The sequence below is a fragment of the Vibrio viridaestus genome, from assembly GCF_003856525.1.
Classification (GTDB): domain Bacteria; phylum Pseudomonadota; class Gammaproteobacteria; order Enterobacterales; family Vibrionaceae; genus Vibrio; species Vibrio viridaestus.
In genome coordinates, this window is sequence record NZ_RJVQ01000005.1 from 126,924 (window position 1) to 148,324 (window position 21,401).

Annotated in this window: 18 protein-coding genes; 3 read left to right on the forward strand and 15 right to left on the reverse strand. The window is 42.2% G+C overall.

Annotated features, from left to right (window positions below; translation table 11 throughout):
- Nucleotides 1-18 precede the first annotated feature (18 nt).
- The 6 genes from EES38_RS12915 to EES38_RS12940 form a co-directional block, all read right to left on the reverse strand.
- The gene (locus EES38_RS12915; protein ID WP_124937621.1) at nucleotides 19-3,141 is read right to left on the reverse strand and encodes an efflux RND transporter permease subunit; all 3,123 of its coding nucleotides are present in this window, start codon (nucleotides 3,139-3,141) and stop codon (nucleotides 19-21) included.
- Entirely contained in the window at nucleotides 3,141-4,832 is a 1,692-nt protein-coding gene (locus tag EES38_RS12920) for a copper-binding protein (protein ID WP_124937622.1), read from the reverse strand. Before EES38_RS12920 ends, EES38_RS12915 begins: the two co-directional genes overlap by 1 nt.
- A 17-nt stretch (nucleotides 4,833-4,849) precedes the next feature.
- Nucleotides 4,850-6,214 (reverse strand): TolC family protein, encoded by a 1,365-nt coding sequence (locus EES38_RS12925; protein WP_124937623.1) that lies wholly within the window; start codon nucleotides 6,212-6,214, stop codon nucleotides 4,850-4,852.
- 65 nt (nucleotides 6,215-6,279) lie between these two features.
- Nucleotides 6,280-6,702, reverse strand: a complete 423-nt coding sequence (locus tag EES38_RS12930; protein WP_124937624.1) for a hypothetical protein — start codon at nucleotides 6,700-6,702, stop codon at nucleotides 6,280-6,282.
- 182 nt (nucleotides 6,703-6,884) lie between these two features.
- Entirely contained in the window at nucleotides 6,885-7,094 is a 210-nt protein-coding gene (gene cspE, locus EES38_RS12935) for a transcription antiterminator/RNA stability regulator CspE (RefSeq protein WP_124937625.1), read from the reverse strand.
- A 297-nt stretch (nucleotides 7,095-7,391) separates the two neighbouring features.
- Nucleotides 7,392-7,703 (reverse strand): hypothetical protein, encoded by a 312-nt coding sequence (locus EES38_RS12940; RefSeq protein ID WP_124937626.1) that lies wholly within the window; start codon nucleotides 7,701-7,703, stop codon nucleotides 7,392-7,394.
- Nucleotides 7,704-8,149: 446 nt separating this feature from the next.
- On the opposite strand from EES38_RS12940, the gene EES38_RS12945 reads away from it, so the two are divergent.
- The 3 genes from EES38_RS12945 to EES38_RS12955 all read left to right on the forward strand — a co-directional run bounded on the left by EES38_RS12945 (nucleotide 8,150) and on the right by EES38_RS12955 (nucleotide 12,178).
- Nucleotides 8,150-8,761 carry a LysE/ArgO family amino acid transporter gene (locus EES38_RS12945; RefSeq protein WP_124937627.1) on the forward strand — a complete coding sequence of 204 codons (612 nt, stop codon included), beginning with the start codon at nucleotides 8,150-8,152 and terminating at the stop codon, nucleotides 8,759-8,761.
- 157 nt (nucleotides 8,762-8,918) lie between these two features.
- Entirely contained in the window at nucleotides 8,919-10,487 is a 1,569-nt protein-coding gene (locus EES38_RS12950; protein WP_124937628.1) for a sensor domain-containing diguanylate cyclase, read from the forward strand.
- A 230-nt stretch (nucleotides 10,488-10,717) separates the two neighbouring features.
- On the forward strand, nucleotides 10,718-12,178 hold the full coding sequence (locus EES38_RS12955) for a sensor domain-containing diguanylate cyclase (RefSeq protein WP_166434260.1): 1,461 nt from the start codon (nucleotides 10,718-10,720) through the stop codon (nucleotides 12,176-12,178).
- A gap of 7 nt (nucleotides 12,179-12,185) precedes the next feature.
- Here the strand turns inward: EES38_RS12955 and EES38_RS12960 are convergent, their stop codons facing one another.
- The 9 genes from EES38_RS12960 to choX all read right to left on the reverse strand — a co-directional run bounded on the left by EES38_RS12960 (nucleotide 12,186) and on the right by choX (nucleotide 21,396).
- Entirely contained in the window at nucleotides 12,186-12,623 is a 438-nt protein-coding gene (locus tag EES38_RS12960) for a hypothetical protein (RefSeq protein WP_124937630.1), read from the reverse strand.
- Between the two features lie 368 nt (nucleotides 12,624-12,991).
- Nucleotides 12,992-14,218, reverse strand: coding sequence for a metal-dependent hydrolase family protein (locus EES38_RS12965; protein ID WP_124937631.1), 1,227 nt, complete (start codon nucleotides 14,216-14,218; stop codon nucleotides 12,992-12,994).
- A gap of 12 nt (nucleotides 14,219-14,230) precedes the next feature.
- Nucleotides 14,231-15,538, reverse strand: a complete 1,308-nt coding sequence (locus tag EES38_RS12970; RefSeq protein WP_124937632.1) for a TRAP transporter large permease — start codon at nucleotides 15,536-15,538, stop codon at nucleotides 14,231-14,233.
- A gap of 33 nt (nucleotides 15,539-15,571) precedes the next feature.
- Nucleotides 15,572-16,090, reverse strand: coding sequence for a TRAP transporter small permease (locus EES38_RS12975; protein ID WP_124937633.1), 519 nt, complete (start codon nucleotides 16,088-16,090; stop codon nucleotides 15,572-15,574).
- Nucleotides 16,091-16,711, reverse strand: coding sequence for a TetR/AcrR family transcriptional regulator (locus EES38_RS12980; protein ID WP_124937634.1), 621 nt, complete (start codon nucleotides 16,709-16,711; stop codon nucleotides 16,091-16,093).
- Nucleotides 16,712-16,760: 49 nt separating this feature from the next.
- Nucleotides 16,761-17,903, reverse strand: coding sequence for a C4-dicarboxylate TRAP transporter substrate-binding protein (locus EES38_RS12985; protein ID WP_124937635.1), 1,143 nt, complete (start codon nucleotides 17,901-17,903; stop codon nucleotides 16,761-16,763).
- Between the two features lie 205 nt (nucleotides 17,904-18,108).
- Entirely contained in the window at nucleotides 18,109-18,603 is a 495-nt protein-coding gene (locus EES38_RS12990; RefSeq protein WP_124937636.1) for a peptide-methionine (S)-S-oxide reductase, read from the reverse strand.
- A 71-nt stretch (nucleotides 18,604-18,674) separates the two neighbouring features.
- Nucleotides 18,675-20,420, reverse strand: coding sequence for a SulP family inorganic anion transporter (locus EES38_RS12995; protein WP_124937637.1), 1,746 nt, complete (start codon nucleotides 20,418-20,420; stop codon nucleotides 18,675-18,677).
- A 7-nt stretch (nucleotides 20,421-20,427) separates the two neighbouring features.
- Nucleotides 20,428-21,396: a choline ABC transporter substrate-binding protein gene (gene choX / locus EES38_RS13000; RefSeq protein WP_124937638.1), complete on the reverse strand. Its 969-nt coding sequence runs from the start codon at nucleotides 21,394-21,396 to the stop codon at nucleotides 20,428-20,430.
- Between the last annotated feature and the right edge of the window lie 5 nt (nucleotides 21,397-21,401).

Genomic DNA, 21,401 nt, shown 5'->3' on the forward strand with positions numbered 1-21,401 from the left:
AATCCTTATGTGAATGTTCTATCTCTTAAGCTCTGATGTTTTCCATAGTTTAAAAATGGCGGGAAGCACCAACAACGTCAGTAATACCGCAGACAACATACCTCCAATCATAGGGGCTGCTATACGCTGCATGACTTCTGCTCCGGTTCCCGTTCCGTACATAATGGGCACCAACCCGATGATAACGGTAGATACTGTCATCATCACGGGGCGAACTCGAAGCCCAGCACCTTCCTGAATCGACGCCTCCAAATCGTGTTTCGTTAGTTCAGTATTGTTTTCTACAGCCTCTAATTTGCGGTGATGCCACGCCTGATTTAGGTACACCAGCATAATCACGCCGATTTCTACGGCAACGCCAGCCAAGGCTATAAAACCCACGCCAACCGCAACAGAAAAGTTGTAATTTAAGATATGCATCAACCAGATCCCTCCCACCATCGCGAGCGGTAACGTGGCCATGATCATGAACACTTCCCCCCAGCGTTTGAAGCTGAAATAAAGCAGTAACATGATGATAATCAGGGTGATAGGAACAACGATATTTAACCGCTGTTTGGCTCTTTCTAAGTACTCATACTGACCCGTCCAGGCAATTGAATAGCCAGTCGGGAGCACTAACTCTTGTGCAACGCGAGCTTTAGCTTCCTCAACATACGAACCGAGATCCCTATCATTAATATCGACAAATACCCAACCATTCGGTCTGGCATTTTCGGTTTTTATCATGGGTGGTCCATCTTCATAACGAATATCAGCAACATCCGATAGCGGGATGCGAGCACCGTTAGAAGTAACCAGTGGTAAGTCCTTGAGCTTTTCAACTGAATCCCGATATTCCTGCGGATAACGCACATTGATCGGATAACGCTCTAACCCTTCAACGGACTCCGATACATTCATGCCGCCAATCGCTGTTGCAATAACTTGCTGCACATCGGCAATATTCAGTCCATAACGAGCCGCCATTCGACGCTTTATATCCACCGTCACATAACGACCACCCGCCACTCTTTCCGCATAAACTGAAGCCGTTCCTTCAATCTGATTGAGAATCGGTTCTAACTTGGCACCAATTGCCTGTATTTGCGAAAGCTCTGGACCGGCTATTTTTATACCAATGGGCGTTTTAATGCCGGTAGCAAGCATATCTATCCGCGTTTTTATCGGCATGACCCAAGCGTTAGTCACACCCGGGAACTTAACCAACTTGTCAAACTCTTTGCGCAAAGATGCCGACGTTACTCCGTCACGCCATTCAGATTTCGGTTTGAGCTGAATGGTCGTTTCAATCATGGTCAAAGGTGCAGGATCCGTCGCGGATTCGGCTCGGCCAACTTTACCCCAGACGGTTTTCACTTCAGGAACTGTTTTTATAAGCTTATTTGTCTGCTGTAACAGTTCGCGCGCTTTACCAATTGAGATCCCCGGATAGGTTGTCGGCATGTACATTATGTCGCCTTCATCCAAAGGAGGAATAAACTCACTACCCAGTTTCGACGCGGGATAGTAGGCCGTGACCATTAAAACAATCGCAATCGCGAGCATCGACTTTGGATAGAGCAAACTGGCATTAAGCAGTGGCTTATACAAGGCGACAAGCCCCTTATTCACGGGATTACGATGTTCAGGAAGTATTTTTCCACGAACAAAAAATCCCATTAAAACAGGAACCAAGGTGATCGCAAGACCCGCAGCCACCGCCATTGAATACGTTTTAGTGAACGCCAATGGAGAGAACATTTTGCCTTCTTGCCCTTCCAAGGAAAAGACAGGAACAAAGCTGAGCGTAATAATGATTAATGAGAAGAACAACGGCGCACCGACTTCTTGTGCCGCCTTAGTTATCACTTGCCAACGATTCTCATCGGTTAATGGCGTCCTCTCAATATGCTTGTGTACATTTTCTATCATCACGATTGCCCCATCGACCATAGCGCCGATAGCAATTGCAATTCCACCGAGCGACATGATGTTGGCATTAATGCCCTGCCAATGCATGATGATAAAAGCACCCAAAATGCCAACGGGAAGACTGATAGCAATGACTAATGACGAGCGAATATGAAACAAGAATAACGCACAAATGACCGCGACTACGATGAACTCTTCAGCCAATTTATGCCATAAGTTTTCAACTGCATGATTAATCAAGGTTGACCGGTCATAGGTTGGCACTACCTCAACACCCTCAGGAAGACTCTGCTTGAGGGTTTCAAGTTTCTGTTTCACTCTATCAATGACTGCGCTGGCATTTTCGCCAAAGCGCATCACGATAATGCCACCAACGGTTTCGCCTTCACCGTTCAATTCAGAGATACCTCGGCGCATTTGCGGCCCAAGCTGAATATCAGCGACATCTCCCAGCAGTATTGGTGTGCCCGTTTTGGTCATTTTTAGTGGGACAGAGGATAGATCCTCAATATTCGAGATATAACCCGAAGTCCTTACCATATGTTCTGCTTCAGCCACTTCGACTACCGACGCACCCGTTTCCTGATTACCACGTTTAATGGCTTGGTTTACCTGCTGCAGTGTAATGTCATAAGCACGTAACTTTGCTGGGTCAATTTGAACTTGATACTGTTTGACCATCCCACCAACTGTGGCAATTTCAGATACACCATCTACCGTTTGCAGTTCATACTTTAAGAACCAATCCTGAATACTGCGTAGTTCAGATAAATCATGTTTCCCCGTTTTATCTTGTAAAACATAAGAATAGATCCAGCCAACACCAGTCGCATCTGGCCCCAAAGTGGGCTTGGCATTATTGGGCAGTTTCGGTGCCACCTGACTCAAATATTCGAGCACACGCGAACGAGCCCAATACATATCGGTTTTATCGTTAAAGATGATATAAACATAGGAGTCACCAAAGAACGAATAGCCTCGAACGGTTTCAGCACCTGGAACAGCGAGCATGGCAGTCGTTAACGGATAGGTAACCTGATCTTCGACGACTTGGGGTGCCTGTCCCGGATAACTGGTTTTGATAATGACCTGGACATCAGAAAGGTCTGGTAGTGCATCCACAGGCGTGTTTTTCACGCTGTAGAATCCACCAGCAATTAAAAATAACGTCGCCAGTAAAACGAGAAACCGATTATTCACCGACCAACGAATAATAGCTGCTATCATTATTCGTCCTCCGCCATTTTTAACTGTGTTAGCGTAAATTCAGAACCATTTTTTTCGATTTCAGCCTTGATTCGATCGCCTTCCTTGTATTTGGATAAGTCGAGATCATTAACCGTAAAGTTCATTTCTCCCACATCCCACCCAAATTCCGCTATGGGTTGATGTTCAATAGTCAACATACCGAAGTCAGGCATAACCATTGTCACTTTGGCCGAGACCCACGTTTTTTGCGCGCTAGCCATGTCACCAAGCTTATATGAGACTATCTGGTATTGCCCGTTGTCTGATTTTTCGATCTCAAAGTCTATACGTTGCCCAACCATGGCATCTTGCCAATCCACTTGAGGGGAGAGCGAAAAATCCATCACCATTCCTGGCCAATTCCATTCTTTAACAGGTTGGTGGCTTATCGTTAACATGCGATGCCCTTGCATCACTTTAGTGATTTCACCTACAGCCCATACCGTATTTATTGCAGCCTCGTCTCGACCGTTAATTCGGCTTAAATCGGCTGAAAGACTGGATTCGGAGTCAATAAGAAACTGAGCTGAAGTGACAATGGAGTCATCTTTATTAAGTCCCTCTAACACCTCAACCATTCCGTTAGCTTCTCGTCCAATATCAATTCTTGCCGAGCGGAACTTGCCTTCACCTTCATCCAAAACAACGCGGGTCATGGAACCGGAATGAATCACAGATTGCGAGGGGATCAACAACGAGGGCTCCGTAGCCTTAGGTTTGAGAACAATATTGGCGAACATATTAGGTTTTAGGTCACCATTTTTATTGTCAAAGACTAAACGAACCCGCTGTGTGCGAGTTTTGTTGTCAATAATCGGGTAGACATAATCAACCGTACCTGACCACTGCGCACCAGGCACGGAGGAAAGCGTCATTTCGACTTCTGTCCCAGATGCAACCCATTTTGACTGTCTTTCAAATATTTCAGTGTTGACCCAAACTTTATCGATTGGTCCGGCACTAAGTGCAATTGAATTGGGTGTAACGTATCCGCCTTCACGAACATTGAGTGTCGCAACAATGCCACTTTCAACCGCTTTGATATCAATCAGTCGCGATGTTTTCCCAGTCTTTAAGACCTGACTTATCTGACTGGTATCCATACCAAGTGATAACAATCGGTCCTTTGCCCCACGAATCATAACATCTCGACCAGAGCGAATCGCATTAACAAGCTCGTCTTGAGCATTCACTAATTCCGGGGAATATATTCTGAATAATGTGTCGCCTTTTTTAATCACTTCACCAACAGAATGCACATTAGATTTTTCGATCCATCCGCTGACTCTTAAGTTCAACTGCCAAAGACGGCTTTCATCAAATCCGACATATCCCACCGTGTTGAATTGAGGTGAAAGATGCCCTTGCGTAACCTTCGCTGTTTTAACACCAAGGTTATTGATGACAGCTGATTCGATTTTCACCGTTCCCGGTAAGTCTTTATCTCCTTTCGACTCTTCTTCATAGACAGGAATAAGGTCCATACCCATTGGAGACTTACCAGGCTGATCTCGCTTGTAATTGGGATCCATTGGAGCGACCCAATATAAGGGCTCCTTTTTTCCAGAAGAAGCAGATGCCGAATCCTGCTCATGAAACAAAATAGACGCCCCATATCCAACGCCAATACCAACCGCCAGAGTCAAAACTGATAATGCTAATTTATTCATTGTTATTCCCTCAACCTTTAAAACTGAACCTGCGATGAAGATGGTTCGAATGCGAATCCGTTGAGCCAATAGGCCAAATCTGCTTTAGCCTGACTCCGTTCAGTGATTAAATTTTGGTATTCAAGCTGCAACGCAAGGTGGTCCTGACGAGTGGCCACTAATTCACTGAAACTCGCCGTATTGGCATCATACGCACGCTGTACAGCATTAACGCGAGACGAGGATTGAGGGATGAGTTCTTTGCGGTATCGTTCTGAGCGAGTGTTTAATCCTTCATATCTAGCAATGATATCGTTTACTTTGGCATTGATGTTTTGCAGTAAAAGATCTCGGTCTAAGCGGGAAGCCCCCAGTTGAAGCTGCGAGGCACTCAGGGCTTTATCCTGTTTATTTTTGGTGAATAACGGTACGTCAAGCGTGACAAACGCACTGACGACATCGGAAGCCTCCCCACCGTTCATACTATTTGCCTGTCGATATCCGTAGGACACTTCAACCCCAAATTGGGGTTTGAAGTTTTCACGCTTAATTGCCACCTCGGTTTCTTTTACCGCAATCATTTTCTCAGCAATCTCAACCAAGGGATGTTGACGAAATAATGGGTAGTGATCTCCGACGGTCAAAGAACTCAATAAAGGTTCTATTTTAGGGAGAGATACCTGATTACTCGCTTGAGTAGCGAGCTGACTTTGATTCCAGTTGACGCCTAGCCATTCGGATAGCTGACTAATACTCTGCTGACGCAATTGAAAATTAGCGTCGCGTTTTTCCTCTAACCGACTAATAGCAAGCTCTGAGTTCAGCACCTCTTGCGCCGACTTTTTGCCTAAGGAATAGTTAGTCTGGTTAAATTGTACCAGTTGCTGTTGCAACTCAATTCGCTGATTAAGGTTTCGCTCAACGTAATCCAGGTAGCCCAGCTTCAACCACATTTGGCATACAACTCGAGCAACATTAACCGACCTCAGTTCCGCTGAGAGTTCAGAAGATTGCGATTGATGTTGCGACTTTTGTTTTTCTAAATCTAGTGTATTACCACGAGGAAATTGCTGCCCAATACCAACAACCAAATTTGTCATGGCGTCATCAGTAAGTGTCCACGTATCAACAGGCACGTTCGCGGCTCCTAGGCGGAGCTTAGGATCCATAAACGTTGCGTTTGAGATCCCTTGTTCAAGAATGGCTTTCGATTGCTCTATTAAGCTAGAGCGTTTTAAATCATTTTTTATTGCATGTTCAATCAACTGATTCAATATCAGCGTTGATTCGGATACTTCCATTGTCGTTATCGCGTCGTGCGTTTTAACCTGTGAATTCGCATTCACCTGCATAGCCAACAACACACTAAAGGCAATCGGAGTCCACTTTAGTAATTTGTTCATTTTATAAATCCAATAGGTAACCTACCCGCATGGGTATAAGAATAAAAAGGTTAATTAATTTGGATTTACACTATTGGGGGTCGATAAAGAGAGCTTGAATGGCCCTGTAACTCGTTGGAGATTGAAGAGAAATAATTTTGAGGATAAGAAATAAAATTAACTAAGAAAGAGGATGAAGCGTTTAGCGCACCAAGCACGCTGCCACAGACATTTTCACCACAACTTCCCGAAAGAGAATGATCGCTACAATGACTGGAATTGTGACCGTGTTTCATCATATCGCCGTGCATAGATAAACAATGATCGCTCGAAATTGATTCAACCACTGTTTCCATACTCTGGTGATGGGTACTGTGACTCGATATTTTGACTACTGGATTAGATTCTGTATTTAAAAACGGTAGCGCACTCGCTCTCCCACCAGACATAAAAATGACCAGTGCCATAAGGCATAGAGTTAAAAGGCGATATCGATTATTGGTTTGCATAGTCGTCAATCAAAGTTAGATAACTGAAAACTACTTTATTTTTACTATTCTCGTCAATATTAATTAAAGAACTTTTTAAAAATCAATAAATGAGAATAACAAAGAGATGAAATGAGGAAATAGCAGAAAACCAGAGGAATTGAATTTTTGAGCATGGCGACTGGCGCCATGCTCGCAAGAACTTAAAGCGCTGTTACGTTAGCTGCTTGTGGTCCTTTTTTACCTTGTTCAACGTCAAAGCTTACGCGTTGACCTTCAGCAAGAGTCTTGAAACCGTCAGAAACGATTGAGTTGAAGTGTACGAACACATCACTGCCGCCGTTGTCTTGAGTGATAAAACCAAAACCTTTAGTTTCGTTAAACCATTTTACTGAACCAGTCACTTTAGACATAGAAACCTCTATCTTTTATTTTGTTTTAAACTTAAATGTATGACGCTCTTAAACAGAAACTATTATATGGAACTATGAAGAGAAGCTGTCGCAGGAGCTATACGAAGGGTATCGAAAGATGACTGGAATAACTTTTACTTACTGTATCAATAATAGCTCAATCACAGGAGCTGGTTAGCAGTATACATAGGTTTGAAATAATAACTAGTTTTATTTTTCAGGCTGGCAAGTATGGAATATCCATATGCCTATGCTAAACCAGCCGTTGTGACATTGTACTAAAAATAAATAGATTCTCTATTTACCCATCATACTCACTAAACGTACCGCAGGAGATAGATGTTTGACTCTATCTAGATTTACAGATTTGATATCGCTGACCGCGAAAACACGCCCCCATTCTGAATTTTTGACGTAATCGCCGTGCATTTCATAGATGTCATCATTGTTAACTTCTATCTTGCCCATACGCTGTTTGAAGCGCAGCAAGCTTTTCACATCTGACTCATCCATTGCAGCATCAGGCTCGAGGTTTCTTACTTCAATAACAGCTAAACGACCATCGTTAGATTGTTGTAACACTTGATTTAACTTACCGATAATCATCATAGGATCACCTCATTTTGTATGTAAACTTTTAAAAAGCAACGTGATACAAAATCCTATAATTTCATTCACCTAACTCATCATTGGATAACTCCGCTGGCGAAATTGGGTGTTAGCTCCCTCTTGTTGTTTCTGTTGCCACTCTCGTTAATAAAATAAAAATAATATTTTTTTGATGACCGTAACAGCACTAAAGTTTGTTGTGTAATCGACTGTTTTTAATCATTAACCTTAGTTTACTCCTTTCATTATCGACTTTGTATATCTGGGTCACGAAGCGAAGAAAAATAGTGCCACATTATTTCTGTAAATAAATTTTGACAGGAAAATCAGCAGCAAGCCTCCCATCATTAAAATTTCTTAATAAGATTAAGTTTATTTCGTTTTTCTAATCATCATTGGCCTTGCATACTGCCAGCAACAAAAATAAGCAGGTATTCAGGTTTTTCATGTTAACTTCTTCAATTCTAACTGGCTTCACGACAGGTGCGGGTCTTATCGTATGTATTGGCTCACAGAATGCGTACGTACTGAGACAAGGACTCTTACGCAGTCACATCGGAACGGTTGCAGCAGTATGTATTTTAAGCGACGTAGCACTTATTGTTGCAGGTATCGCGGGGTTAGGTTTTTTAATCGACACTTTTCCCAATTTGTTCGTTCTGGTGCGCTATGCGGGAGCACTGTTTCTTGGTGTGAACTGTCTATTAGCAGCGACGAGAGCTTGGAAGGGAAGCGAGGGTTTGACTCCCGCAACTCAGGCAAAACAGTCCAGAATCAAAATACTCATGACCAGTTTGGCCTACACCTGGCTAAACCCTCATGTCTATATCGATACTGTTTTTATGCTAGGCAGCCTTTCACTGCATTATTCTGAAGGTGAACGCTGGTACTTTGGTTTCGGAGCAATCAGCGCAAGTGTACTTTGGTTCCTATCAATTTCTTACGGAGCCAAACTTTTGCAGCCACTGTTTACTAACCAAACAGCTTGGAGAGTTCTCGATCTACTGATCGCACTGCTAATGGGATACTTTTGTATAACGTTACTCCTAATTAATTGACGTCATGATTGAATGAGTAAAAGCATCAATTAAACAACGATAATTTAGTGATTTTAATCCAAATTTTATCAGATTTTATTTCGATCTTAGTCCGCAATTTGCAAGGTTTGTATTCACATCATATTCTTAAGAGTATTCCTGTGAATTGCGTGACTTCATGATAAACAGACAAAAAATACAAAATTGGCTTACGCTGCGTATCTTGATCGTGGCTTTAAGCCTACTTGCCATGGCTGTCACCTTGTCCAACTCTCTTTACGCCACCTATAAAGTCGAGAAAGAGGTTATCTTTAACAGTACTCTCGAATCCAATCGCGTCTACGCATCTAAGCTTGCAACCATGGCCGATATGCTCATCGAATCAGCCCAAAAACAACTGAAGCTCAGTGCATCATCCGTTTCAAACTCATTAAACGACGTGCCCCAGATTCAAAAGGAAATCAATCGCTTGCATCAGCAAAGTAATATTTTTAACTCCGTCGTTTTTGCTGATGCAGATAATGTAGTGAAGGCGATTGTACCGGAGAGACTGAATTTGCTGGGTGTGAAAATGACTGAGCCAGAAACGCTTGAACCAATAAAACGCAGAATTCCGTTAATAAGCCAACCCTTTATATCTGCAGCAGACAATCATTTGGTACTGATTTCCGCGCCCGTTTTTTCTTCACAGGGAGACTATAAAGGCTACGTTGGTGGGACAATCTATTTGCAAAAAGAAAGCATTCTTTCGAAATTACTTATACATCATGATCACCAGGATGGGTCCTACATTTACGTTGTCGATACGAATAAAAGGCTGATCTACCACCCGAAGGCTTCACGTATTGGAGAAATAGTAAATAATAATGAGGTCATTAATTTAGTTATCGCGAAGCAAATGGGATCCCAGCGCGTGATTAATTCCAAGGGAGTGGATATGCTGGCGGGCTATGCGCCAGTAATAAATGCTGGCTGGGGCATTGTCGCTCAGCGACCAGTTTCTGCTGCACTGTCATTGTTAGATCATCGAATGAATATGGTCGTATTGTTTTCCATTCCCATGGTCGCTATCACACTATTTTTGATTTGGTTCATTTCTGGCGCCATATCGAGACCATTATGGCAACTTGCTAAAGAGGTTTCCCCTGAGACGGAGACCAAACGTGCTCCGTTGACGAAACGAGAAATGCACCCTTGGTATTACGAAGCGATTAAGTTAAAAGAATCATTCTCAGGCTCTTTGGATTTAATGACACAGACAATCAATAAACTGCACAAAGATAGTCATTCCGATCCTTTAACTGGCCTATTAAATCGCCGTGGTATGGATAAAGCTATCGAATATTACACATCAAACAAGCTGTCAGCATCGATAGTCGCCATTGATATTGATAATTTTAAAATGATCAATGATACCTTTGGTCACGACGCGGGTGATCAAGTCATTATCAGTTTAGCGGAGTTAATGCAGAACAAAACGCGTAAAGACGATCTGATATGTCGTACCGGTGGTGACGAATTCATCATTATTCTTAATGCTGTTGACATTACAACGGCACAGATAATCGCAGAAAAATTGAGAGCGAGCATCGAACACAACCCATTTGAAACAGTGGAAAGAGTAACGACTTCTATCGGAATTTCTCTTTACAACCCAACTATCAACACATTCGATGATGCCCTTAAGCTAGCCGATCAAGCTCTATACAAAGCTAAATCTAAAGGGCGTAATCAAATTTCCATCTAATTTCATCACAAATTTTATCAAACCATTGCAATAGGCGCTTTTTATTCCATCAAATCGGGCAAATTATCGCAATGTGGTTTAGATTTAAAGATGTGTTAGTTAAACACGGCACACAACGTCACGTTCTAAGCATCGCGGGCTAAAAAACAATAATGACAATCAGGAAAGACGTTATTCCCAGTATTCTAATCAAAGTACTGATCACCATATTATGCGTGGAAGGTGCGATCATGATTAGTTTTCATCTTCTATTTCCCCAAATAGAAGGTTGGACAATGATACTTACAGATATTGCGGCTCTAGGACTTATCTCAACACCGATAGTCTACTATGTCGTTATCCACCCCATTTTACGCCGTGCCGTTTCAGCCAATCTTTCAGATGAAGAGAATAAAGACAAACTTACTTCTCTGTATCGCGATCTCGAATTTCAGAAATTGACTCTTGATGAACACGCTATCGTGAGTATCGCCGATATTCGCGGTAATATTATTTACGTTAACGACAAGTTCTGCGAAATTAGTGGTTTCCCCCGAGAAGAGCTGATGGGTAATAATCATCGCATGCTTAGTTCAGGACATCACCCTAAAGCCTTCTTCATCGAAATGTGGCAAACCATAGGTCGTGGAAAACCGTGGCATGGCGATATAAAAAATAAGGCGAAGGATGGTTATTTTTATTGGGTTAGTGCAACGATAGTCCCTTTCTTACGACAAAATGGTAAACCATTTCAATATGTTGCTGTTCGTACTGATATTACCAAACAAAAGAGTATGGAAGAGGCATTAAAGCAAGCTCAACGGCTAGGAAATATGGGGAGCTGGACATTAGATATACATACCCACGAACTCGTGTGGTCTGATGAAATTTATAACATTTTAGGCTTTGAGTCAGACCAACACAAAACCAGTGTGGAGGCATTTTATAATTCCGTCCATCCAGAAGACAGAGAATACATTCAGAGCCAATATGACCGATCTTTGCTTAATCCTGAGGAAGCCTACGATGTAGAGCACCGAATTTTACGCAATGATACGGGTGAAGTTCGCTGGGTACATGAAAAGTGTGTCCATCATTACAACGAAGACGGCAAAGTCGTGCGCTCAGAAGGTACTATTCAGGACATTACAGAGCGCAAGCATTCAGAAGAAAAAATTCATACGTTAGCAATGACGGATCAATTGACAGGTTTGGCCAACAGGAATCAATTTTTCTCTCAATTTGATCAGCTGCTAGAACTCGCTCAATTAGGTGAGAGAACACTCTCAGTGATCACTCTTGACTTGGATAAGTTCAAACCAGTTAATGACAGTTTCGGCCACAAAGTTGGCGATGACCTGCTTACAGAGGTCGCAAAAATATTAACTCGAAGTTGTCGACAAGACGATATTATCGCTCGCTTGGGCGGTGATGAGTTCGCAGTACTAATTTTCGATCAACCCAATATGGAAACCATCAGACAGGTTGCTGAACGCATTCTTAATGAAATTAATCAGCCGTTAATAATTGCGGGTCATAACATCCATGTTAGCGCCAGTATCGGTATTGCTCAATTTCCTGTAGATGGTGATGATAAAGATAGCTTACTGGAGAAAGCAGATTTAGCTCTCTATCACATCAAACATCAAGGACGAAATGGTGTATGTGTCTATCGGTCTGATCTAACTTGGGAAACCGACAAAGCACTTTAGTTGCTTACTATTGATTGAAAATCGAGTAATCAACTTCCGCTAGGGGAATCAAGTGATTACCAAAATCAAACTCACCCAGTGCAACTCCTCCCGTCAGTGCAAGTGTTGCCATGATACAAGCGGTGCTTAAAGATAAGCGTTCCCAACGACTGGCATCGACAGAAAAGAGTAGCGGGAAAGCTAACAATAGAAACAGCCAAATCGGCGACGACATACTCCACCACTCCACGTTGACCTGAGTTGCTGACCAAACCAGTGTTAGAATAAGGAATACAGAGTAGGAGTAGAAAGTGTGCGAGTATCCCTTAAATGCAAAGAAACCATTCAGTAACAGTAATATCCCCGCAATCAAACAATCTAAATTTGAATTTAAAGAAGCGAAATAGCTTCCAACTGTAAACAATACGATTCCATTTAAGGTTGTTAAAAATGCGAAGAGTTTCATTGTTATCTCCATACTTATTCTTATATTGCACTGTTCGCCATCCTTGGTCTTTCAATAAGGTGATTATCAGTTTGCAATGTTTGTGAAAAATTTACTTAGACTACGAAACAACAAGCAAAATATGTGCTCAAAATATATTATTATACGAAAATTATTTTTTTTATATTTAAAAACAGAAACTTAAAACAAGAAAACATCAGGTAATTCGGTTATTCCTGAGTAAGTTCCTAGTAAGCTGATGGTAGTAATTTCAACTTTTAGTCAGTAGAAAGGAAATTTTTACCAACGAAGGACAAGTCAGTGTGAAGAGTTGGTGAGAAAAATTGACATGCTCTTTAATCGTGAGGCTAAAGAGCATGACAACCTATTTACAGCTCGTTTTTATAAATCCGTCCCGCTTTCATAATTAGATTCAGGTGCTGTTCAGGCTTAGTGAGAACATGGATGTCTTGCAGAGGATTACTATTTAATACCAATAAATCAGCTCTAGCTCCTACAATGACTTCACCAAATGTCCCTGTATATCCGAACGCATCAGCGGCGTTACATGTGGCAGCACGAATTAAATCTTCCGAAGAAACGACTGGAGATCTTAACGCAAATTCAGTCAGCTGATGACGTTCCATTTGCCCCAGTAGATCGCTACCGAATAACATTTTGACACCAGAATCATAGGCTAATTTTAACGCTTTGTGCCCAGCATCCAAAACATCATAGACTTTACGCTGTAATACTTCAGGCAAACCAGCTTCAACCCCCTCTTTTGCTAATGCATCATATATAATAAGTGTGGGGGTTAAATACGCATCATGTTCAATGAATAACTGACAACTCTCTTCATCCAAAAGATTGCCATGCTCAATGGTCTTGATACCTCGTCTCAGCAAACGATTAATAGCCCTAGCCGTATAGGCATGAGCCATAGTATGAATATTTGCCGCTTCCGCTTCCTGAACAACGGCATCAATTTCATCTAATGAAAACTGAGTACTATCGACGCGATCGGTTGGTGATGCAACGCCTCCGGATGCCATAATCTTGATCTGTGTAGCCCCTTTTCTGATTTCATCACGACATGCCCTTCTTACTTCATCAACACCATCACATACCCGACCAAGACCAGCACAACAGAGACATCCCTCAAAATGCTGTTGGCCTTTCCCTCTCATGTCCCCGTGTCCACCAGTTTGTGATAAGGCTTTACCGCAAAATAAGATTCTAGGACCGATCAGCGCATCTTCGTCAACAGCTTGAGCCAAACCATAATCGGCACCTCCTGCATCACGAACCGTTGTGAATCCACGCATCAACATATTTTTCAGCATTGGAACCGTCTGTGCTGTCACGTACGATGGAGACAAACTACCTAACAAGGCGAAGTCAGGGGTAATTGCTGTCACGTGGACATGGGAATCACACATTCCTGGCATCAAATATTTACCCTGTAAATCGATCGTTTTTGCTGTTTGAGACTCGAATGGCAAATCAGAAATATCTTTTATTACACCGTCTTCTACTAAAATATATTTGTCTTTTACTAACTCCCCACTTCTAGTATCAATAAACGTGACATTTTCAAAAATAGTATTATCCATAATCGTAACCTTTTATAACATCTGTTGAGGTAAGTAGAGAGATAGTGCAGGAATCAGAATAATCAGCAGCAGTGCGATGATATCCATAAAAATAAACCAGCTTACTCCTTTAAATACTTGAGGAAGGGTAACAATGTTCCCCAAAGCGCCTTTGATAACGTAAACGTTGAGACCAATTGGTGGTGTAACCAAGCCAACTTCAAGTAATTTCACAATAATGATGCCGAACCATACGAGGTTAAGATCAGCCCCCTGTACTAAGGGGAGAATGAGAGGTAATGTCAAAAGCATCAAACCAATAGAGTCAATGAACATTCCCAGCACTAAATATATCAACGCGACTGATAGCAATATCCACCAGGTATCTGTACTGACACTTAAGATTAAGTTTGAAAAAGCAGTTGGTACACCACTCAAGGCAAGAAACCGAGTAAATAACAGCGACCCAATTAGAATAATAAAGATACTAGCTGTACTCATTGCACTACTACAAAGAGCTGACTTAACCGCTTTAGTTGTAAGAGTTTTACGAAAAAATGCGACAATAGCGGCAATACAAGCACCAACCGCTCCAGCTTCAGTTGGAGAGAATATACCGTTAAAAATACCACCCAATACAACGGCAATGAGCACGGGCAATGGCCAAATTTGCTTGAGGCTGTCGAACTTACTCTCTTCTGGTGGATTGTTGAGACTATCGCCGGCTAAACGAGGGTTGCGCTTTACTCGTATCATAATCATTAAAATGTAGAGTCCAGCAGACATGATTCCTGGTAAAAATCCCGCCATAAACAGTTGTCCTACAGACACCTGAGCATAGACTCCATAGAGTACTAGCAATACACTCGGTGGAATAAGAGAACCGAGCGTACCGGATGCAGCAATGGTTCCTGTCGCTAAACCTTTATCATAGTTATACTTGAGCATCTCAGGTACAGCGATACGTGACATAGCGGCAGACGTTGCAACACTAGAGCCAGAAGCAGCAGCAAAAAAGGCAGACGCTAAAACGCTAGATACTGCTAGTCCCCCAGGAACTTTATGTAGATAAACGCGCATCGCCTGAAACAGCCCTTGAGTCATATTAGTCGTACTGCACAAATACCCCATGAACAAGAACATAGGCGCTGCCGATAACTCCCACTGTCCGGCAAAGTCGTATGGCGTTGCTGAAACCAACCCCCAAGCTACATTCATGTTGGTCATTAGCGCAATACCAGCAATAGAGATCAAACCAAGAGCAACACCTATTGGAACCCGTATCGCAATCAAAATAAGAGCGACAAGAATCCCTCCCAACCCGATGTCAAGATTAGTCATTTTAGAATCCTTTCTTATTAATTAATGATGCAGTTAGTACATGTTAGTTGTTGGATAGAGGATGGATTTTTTCCTGAATGCTTCTAGCATATTCGATAGCGTCGCCAAACTGATCGCAAAGAATCCGATGGGTAACGCCCACCGGCTAGGCCAAATATAGAAGGTATAGTTTGCCATCGCCGTTTCTAAGTTAAGGGTCGCACGAGTTGCATCTAGAAAACCTTGATAGCCCAGCATGGCAAAGTAGACAATCCCTAGAAAGCAGCCAAACATATAAACAGGATACTTCAACCATTGGGGAAAACGTTCGATAACAACATCAACACAAATATGCTCGCGTTGCTTTTCAACGTAAGACAACGACAAGAAAATTGCGCATACCATATAGTAGTAGGACACGATCTCTAGAGTGCTTTGAAATGACGTTCCCATAACGTGTCTGAGCAATACATCTAAAGAAATGTGAATTGCCATAAGTAAAATAAAGATACAACTAACAACCATCGTCACATTAGATATAACGGAAGATATTTTATCAATTACCCTATACATTTATTCCTTCCTTGGGTTCTCCGGTAAAACTAATCCTGTATCGATTAATGTTTTACGCCAAAAGTCCAACATCCCCTGATAGAGTTTTGGGTCATCTCGCCAAATGCTTTGTGCTGCCATTCCTCTTAGCATACACAAGGTAACGTGAAGTGAGATTGAACGCTCACTGGCTTCAAAACTATCATTTGTTAATTGCTGCCAAATGTCTTCCATCGAGCTGTTATACTGCGCAGCTAATGGCGTCAATATTTCCTTTATCGCCCTGTCTGTGCGCGCTGCATTCAAATACTCAAGAGAGATCATAAATAAGTCACCAGCAAAATGAGCCCACAGAGCCGACAATAACTGTTCTAATCCCATATCTCCTTGGTTAAACGACAGACAGATAACTCGAACTTTTTCAATTTCATCATTGAGCAGCCGTTCCAATGCAGCATGCATCAATGTCTCTTTCGTAGGGTAATGATGCAGAAGAGCTCCACGGGATACTTTCGCCACTTTTGACACATCAACCGTCGAAGTATCCTTAATCCCTTTTTCAAGAATACACGCCAACGCTGCATCTAAAATACGAGTTTGCGTTAATCTTGATCGCTCGGACTGAGTTCGTTTTTCCGTCATTAATCATTACCCTACGTTTAATTTTTTATAACCAACTAGTGTAACACTACTACTTAAGTCCGTAATCTGTAGGCAGTTTGTTATAAATCTCTTTTTCGGCTAATTTAGCCAACGCCTGCTCATCGGTTACATCGGTATCTTTTAACAGCTTCTTCCATTTCATATAGGTTGCCATAAAACTATCAATCAATTTATGACCATCTTTAATGCCATATTTTTTCTCAACCAAGGAATAAATATTCTGCAACGCTTGAGAGCGATAATCTTCAACCGACGCTAATAACTCAGGTGATGGACTCGATACGGTATTGCCTTTCGCTTTCGCCTCACTAATCGCATTATTAGCCGACTTCATGTATTCAACGATCATACGCATCATTGAATCAGCGGTGACTTTCTTAAACACCATGCGCTGGTCATCACTCAGACCTTTCCAAAAGGAGGGGTTTACTCCCCAGTGGGGCCCAGACCAATACATACCCGTGGGAAGCATCGTTGTATATTTGGCAACTTCCCATAATGAACGGTCTATCAAATCATTCGCCGCATTGGTCGCACAATCAAGTGATCCGCGATCGAGTCCGGTATACATTTCGCTCGACGCAACGTTAACCGGAATCGCTCCAACTTTTTCTAGCCATTGAGATACCGTCGAACCCGCAGCACGAATTCTTTTACCTTTAATCTCATCAAGAGTTTTTACAGGTTCACGACAAAACAGGACGTAAGGCGGCGTTGTATAGGCCCCAAGATACACCACACCAGATTTCTTCCATTCAGCCAATTGCTGAGGATTATTCATACTAAAATCAGTGACCGCTAATATGGTCGCAATAGGATCATCGAGGTTAAAACCAAGCTCTTGAATCGCATTTGCAACCGGGAGCGCTGAAGGTGTGTATATAGCGGCATGAGAAGCGACCTGAACAACATTGTCTCGAATCCCTTGCATCGCAGCTCGTGGAGAAAGCAATACTGTGCCAGTGTAAATTTGAGGGTCTAGACTGCCGTTAGAATCCTGTTTTAGCTTTTTTCCCCATTCAATGTAACCATACTTAGAAAGTGGATGGTTTTGATCATAAAATGAATTGGCGATAAAGCTAGTTGCAGCATGCGCTGTTGTTATTGAAAGCAGGGAGGCAGCAAGAAATCCCGATAGCTTTGCGGTCGTACGAGTTTTGAATCCTTTCATAAGTTACTCCATCATTGAAACAAGGTGTTCTTCGGGTCATCCTCAACCCCACCATATTTGTAACAATATAATAACACCAAAATAAAAACAATCAGTCATGACTGTTTTTATTTTGAAATTTCAAAATTTGTCTACTAACACCTAAGAAGAATAAATATAAACTATTGATTAAATGGAATAAAAAATAAAGGAACTGTTAATGATGTTACAGCTCATTCTTGTGAAATTTATACTTGTGTAACAAGTCCCAAGGTATATGACATAGATAGTGATTTTCAGGATGATGTGTCAAATGATGCTGATGTTCTGTATCACTCGCGACAAAATTAGTTAGCTCGCAGATTTCTAGAGCAATTTTGTCTGCGTCGTGTCTACCGCATAAATACTCTTTCGCAATTACCAGATGCTGTGAATTCCGACTGTATATACCCGTTCGGTACTTTTCTCCCACATCAGGGCCTTGTTGGTTGACGCTGTACGGATCGATGATTTCAAATAAATGCTCGATCAATTGAACAACAGTGATTAACTGAGGATCAAATTCGATTCTGACGCACTCGGCATAACCATCGTACGGGCTATTCGTAGTGTTCGTTAGACCATTTGCCCTGCCCGCCTCAGTTGTCAGAACACCAGGTACATATTTAATAAATTCTTGAACACCCCAAAGGCACCCGCCTGCTAATACAATTTCTTCCACGCTATGCCTATATTTCACCCGAACCTGTCCGATATTGAATTGTAGCACGGGATAGTATCAACATTAGAAGATTATTGATTAGCTCTAAAACTGCGCTTTTTCGGACACTCTGTAAATATTGGACACTGACACTGCTCACAGACACCAATGTCCAGTGTTGGAATGATAGCTCCTAGCGCACCCTGTTTTGCTGGATAAACGTTCTCTTTACCAATCGCATCAAATAACTTGTATTGTTCACATTTATCCAGCTTCCACCGAGACCGCATAATCCATGCGACATTACCGCCTGATGCCTTATGTCGTTCGATCATACTGTTAAGAAAGTGAATGCCGTGCTCATCAAAATCGGTCATATCATTACCGTTGATGATCCAGTACGGTTTCTCTCCCTCACGACGAATTAGAGACACCATTTTCTGTTCAATATGTTCAAGAGACCCAAAGAACACAGCCCCTTCAATACTAAAGAAATGAACCTGAGGACAGGTATTCAATTCATACCGCTTGGCATTATGGAAAAACCGACCCTGCTCATTACTCATTGGCGCGATAGTTTTGACTACGGGTTGCATTGACCGCTTGAGGAAAAGACAGATTGAAAGTGAAACACCAATATACAGCCCAATTTCCATGCTAAAACATAGCGTTCCAATCAGAGTGACCCATAGTACCGCCGTCTCCTGTTTACTATGACGCCAGTAGTGCTTTATTTCTTTGAATGCGAAAAGCCTCCAGCCTACCAGCATAATAATACTGGCAATGGATGCCACTGGAACATAAATAAAAATGGGTGCGACAATAGGAAGTAGCCCAACCAGAAATAGGGACATCAAAATAACCGCAATTGGTGTTTTCGCCCCACTTTCAACATTAATACCACTGCGGGTAAATGAACCTGAACTCATGTAGGACGAAAAGAAGCTTCCAATTAAATTCGATACGCCCTGCCCCAAGAACTCTCGGTTAACCTGTATCTTTTGGTTTGTTTTAAGACTGATCGCTTTGGCTATTGACGTTGCTTCCAACAGGCCAACCAACGCGATAGCTAATGCTGATGGAAAGATATCACCGACAAGACCCGTAGATAAGTTAGGCAGTGAAAATGACGGGATCATGCTTGGTAAACGCTCTAATGTTACGACATTACCACCATCGCGATTGATATAAGTGCTAAACAACGCCCCTAAAATTAAAGCTAAGAGGTAATGAGGTAATCGACGATTCAGATACTTGATCAATAGAGCTGAACATACCGTCACCACGCTTACCGCCAACGCATAATGATTGGTCAGTACCAAATGGTCGGGAAGTTCTAGAAAATAGTGAAACAAGTTATCAGGTCGATTGGCTTTTATCTGCAAAGCTGAATCTAACTGACTGAATATGATAAGAATAGCAGCACCAGTAATGAAACCTGCCATCACCGAATGCGAAACGAACTGGCTAACAATACCAAACCCGCCCAAGGCGAGAATAAGCTGAATAATCCCGGCAATAAAGGTCAGCGTAATAACCGCCTGAATATAGATATCGCTCCCAACAGGAAACTGATCGTGCAAGGCACTATACAGCAGAGCGGAAATAGCCGTAGTCGGACCGCACACCATATGCCACGAGGAACCAAGTAATACAGTAATGATTGGAGCGACAATCGCGCAATAAAAACCATATTGAGGAGGTAAACCAGCGATAGCGGCGAAGGCGATCCCTTGTGGAATCGCCAATGATGCACCAGTTAGAGCAGCAAACAGATCCGCTTTTAAAGAATCCCTGTTGACTTGGTTAATCCATGGAAACCAGTGAGCCTGAATCATCAACGAATTAACTTCCGATCTTAAGTTGTTGTTGAATGGCTGGAAGCGCCTTATCACCGCTAAACGTAGTCACGTTATTTAGCCAAGCATCAAGAACTTGAGGATGAGCAGTTATCCATTTTTGTGCGGATTCTTTTGCACTGATATTATTCTCTTTCGCCTGATTAATGATCTCGTTCTCCATATCAACATTAAAAGCTAGATTATTGAGTAACGTACCCACATTCTTGCACGTATCTCCAAAACCCTTTTTCGTCAGTGTTTGTATTTGTGCACTACCGTAATTTGGACCAAAGTACTTATCCCCACCACTCAAATAGCGAATATCAAAGTTGACGTTCATTGGGTGCGGTTCCCATGCTAAAAATGCAATATATTTATTACGCTTAATTGCTCTTGATACCTGAGACAACATGCCTTGTTCACTCGACTCAACAACCTGCCATTTTCCTAGATTGTAGTCATCTGCATTGATCATGTTCTTCAGGTTCTCATTGGCAGGTGAACCGGGTGCTATACCATAAATTTTGTCATCAAATTGATCCGCAAACTTATTCAGATCTGTAAAACTGTGCACGCCCGCCTGATAAACATATTCGGGTACAGCCAAGGTGAACTTCACACCATCCAAGTTGGTACGAACAACATCAATATCCCCCTGGTATTTTTCTATAAATGTCTTCTGAGCAGGAAGCCAGTTACCCATGAAAACATCGACTTTTCCTGTCTTTAAGCTCTCAAAGCCAATAGGAACACTCAGCATATAGACTTGTGTTTTGTATCCCAGTCCTTCAAGCAGGGTCGTCACAACACCGTTGGTAGCGCCAATATCACTCCACCCAGGATCGCTGAATGTAACGGACTGACAAGATTGTGGCTCTGCTGCATAAACTGAGAACTGACTCATTAGGAGCGAGATAGCTATCCCGCTCTTCAATGAACACTTGTTATTTTTGATCAGAGCTTTTATTTCCATTGCAT

Bases quoted from the DNA above. Each gene is read 5' to 3' on its own strand.
- EES38_RS12920 (WP_124937622.1), bottom strand. From the start codon at position 4,832: ATGAATAAATTAGCATTATCAGTTTTGACTCTGGCGGTTGGTATTGGC.
- choX (WP_124937638.1), bottom strand. From the start codon at position 21,396: ATGGAAATAAAAGCTCTGATCAAAAATAACAAGTGTTCATTGAAGAGC.
- EES38_RS12925 (WP_124937623.1), bottom strand. From the start codon at position 6,214: ATGAACAAATTACTAAAGTGGACTCCGATTGCCTTTAGTGTGTTGTTG.
- EES38_RS12980 (WP_124937634.1), bottom strand. From the start codon at position 16,711: ATGACGGAAAAACGAACTCAGTCCGAGCGATCAAGATTAACGCAAACT.
- EES38_RS12955 (WP_166434260.1), top strand. From the start codon at position 10,718: ATGATTAGTTTTCATCTTCTATTTCCCCAAATAGAAGGTTGGACAATG.
- EES38_RS12970 (WP_124937632.1), bottom strand. From the start codon at position 15,538: ATGACTAATCTTGACATCGGGTTGGGAGGGATTCTTGTCGCTCTTATT.
- EES38_RS12960 (WP_124937630.1), bottom strand. From the start codon at position 12,623: ATGAAACTCTTCGCATTTTTAACAACCTTAAATGGAATCGTATTGTTT.
- EES38_RS12995 (WP_124937637.1), bottom strand. From the start codon at position 20,420: ATGATTCAGGCTCACTGGTTTCCATGGATTAACCAAGTCAACAGGGAT.
- EES38_RS12965 (WP_124937631.1), bottom strand. From the start codon at position 14,218: ATGGATAATACTATTTTTGAAAATGTCACGTTTATTGATACTAGAAGT.
- EES38_RS12945 (WP_124937627.1), top strand. From the start codon at position 8,150: ATGTTAACTTCTTCAATTCTAACTGGCTTCACGACAGGTGCGGGTCTT.
- EES38_RS12940 (WP_124937626.1), bottom strand. From the start codon at position 7,703: ATGATGATTATCGGTAAGTTAAATCAAGTGTTACAACAATCTAACGAT.
- cspE (WP_124937625.1), bottom strand. From the start codon at position 7,094: ATGTCTAAAGTGACTGGTTCAGTAAAATGGTTTAACGAAACTAAAGGT.
- EES38_RS12930 (WP_124937624.1), bottom strand. From the start codon at position 6,702: ATGCAAACCAATAATCGATATCGCCTTTTAACTCTATGCCTTATGGCA.
- EES38_RS12950 (WP_124937628.1), top strand. From the start codon at position 8,919: ATGATAAACAGACAAAAAATACAAAATTGGCTTACGCTGCGTATCTTG.
- EES38_RS12975 (WP_124937633.1), bottom strand. From the start codon at position 16,090: ATGTATAGGGTAATTGATAAAATATCTTCCGTTATATCTAATGTGACG.
- EES38_RS12915 (WP_124937621.1), bottom strand. From the start codon at position 3,141: ATGATAGCAGCTATTATTCGTTGGTCGGTGAATAATCGGTTTCTCGTT.
- EES38_RS12985 (WP_124937635.1), bottom strand. From the start codon at position 17,903: ATGAAAGGATTCAAAACTCGTACGACCGCAAAGCTATCGGGATTTCTT.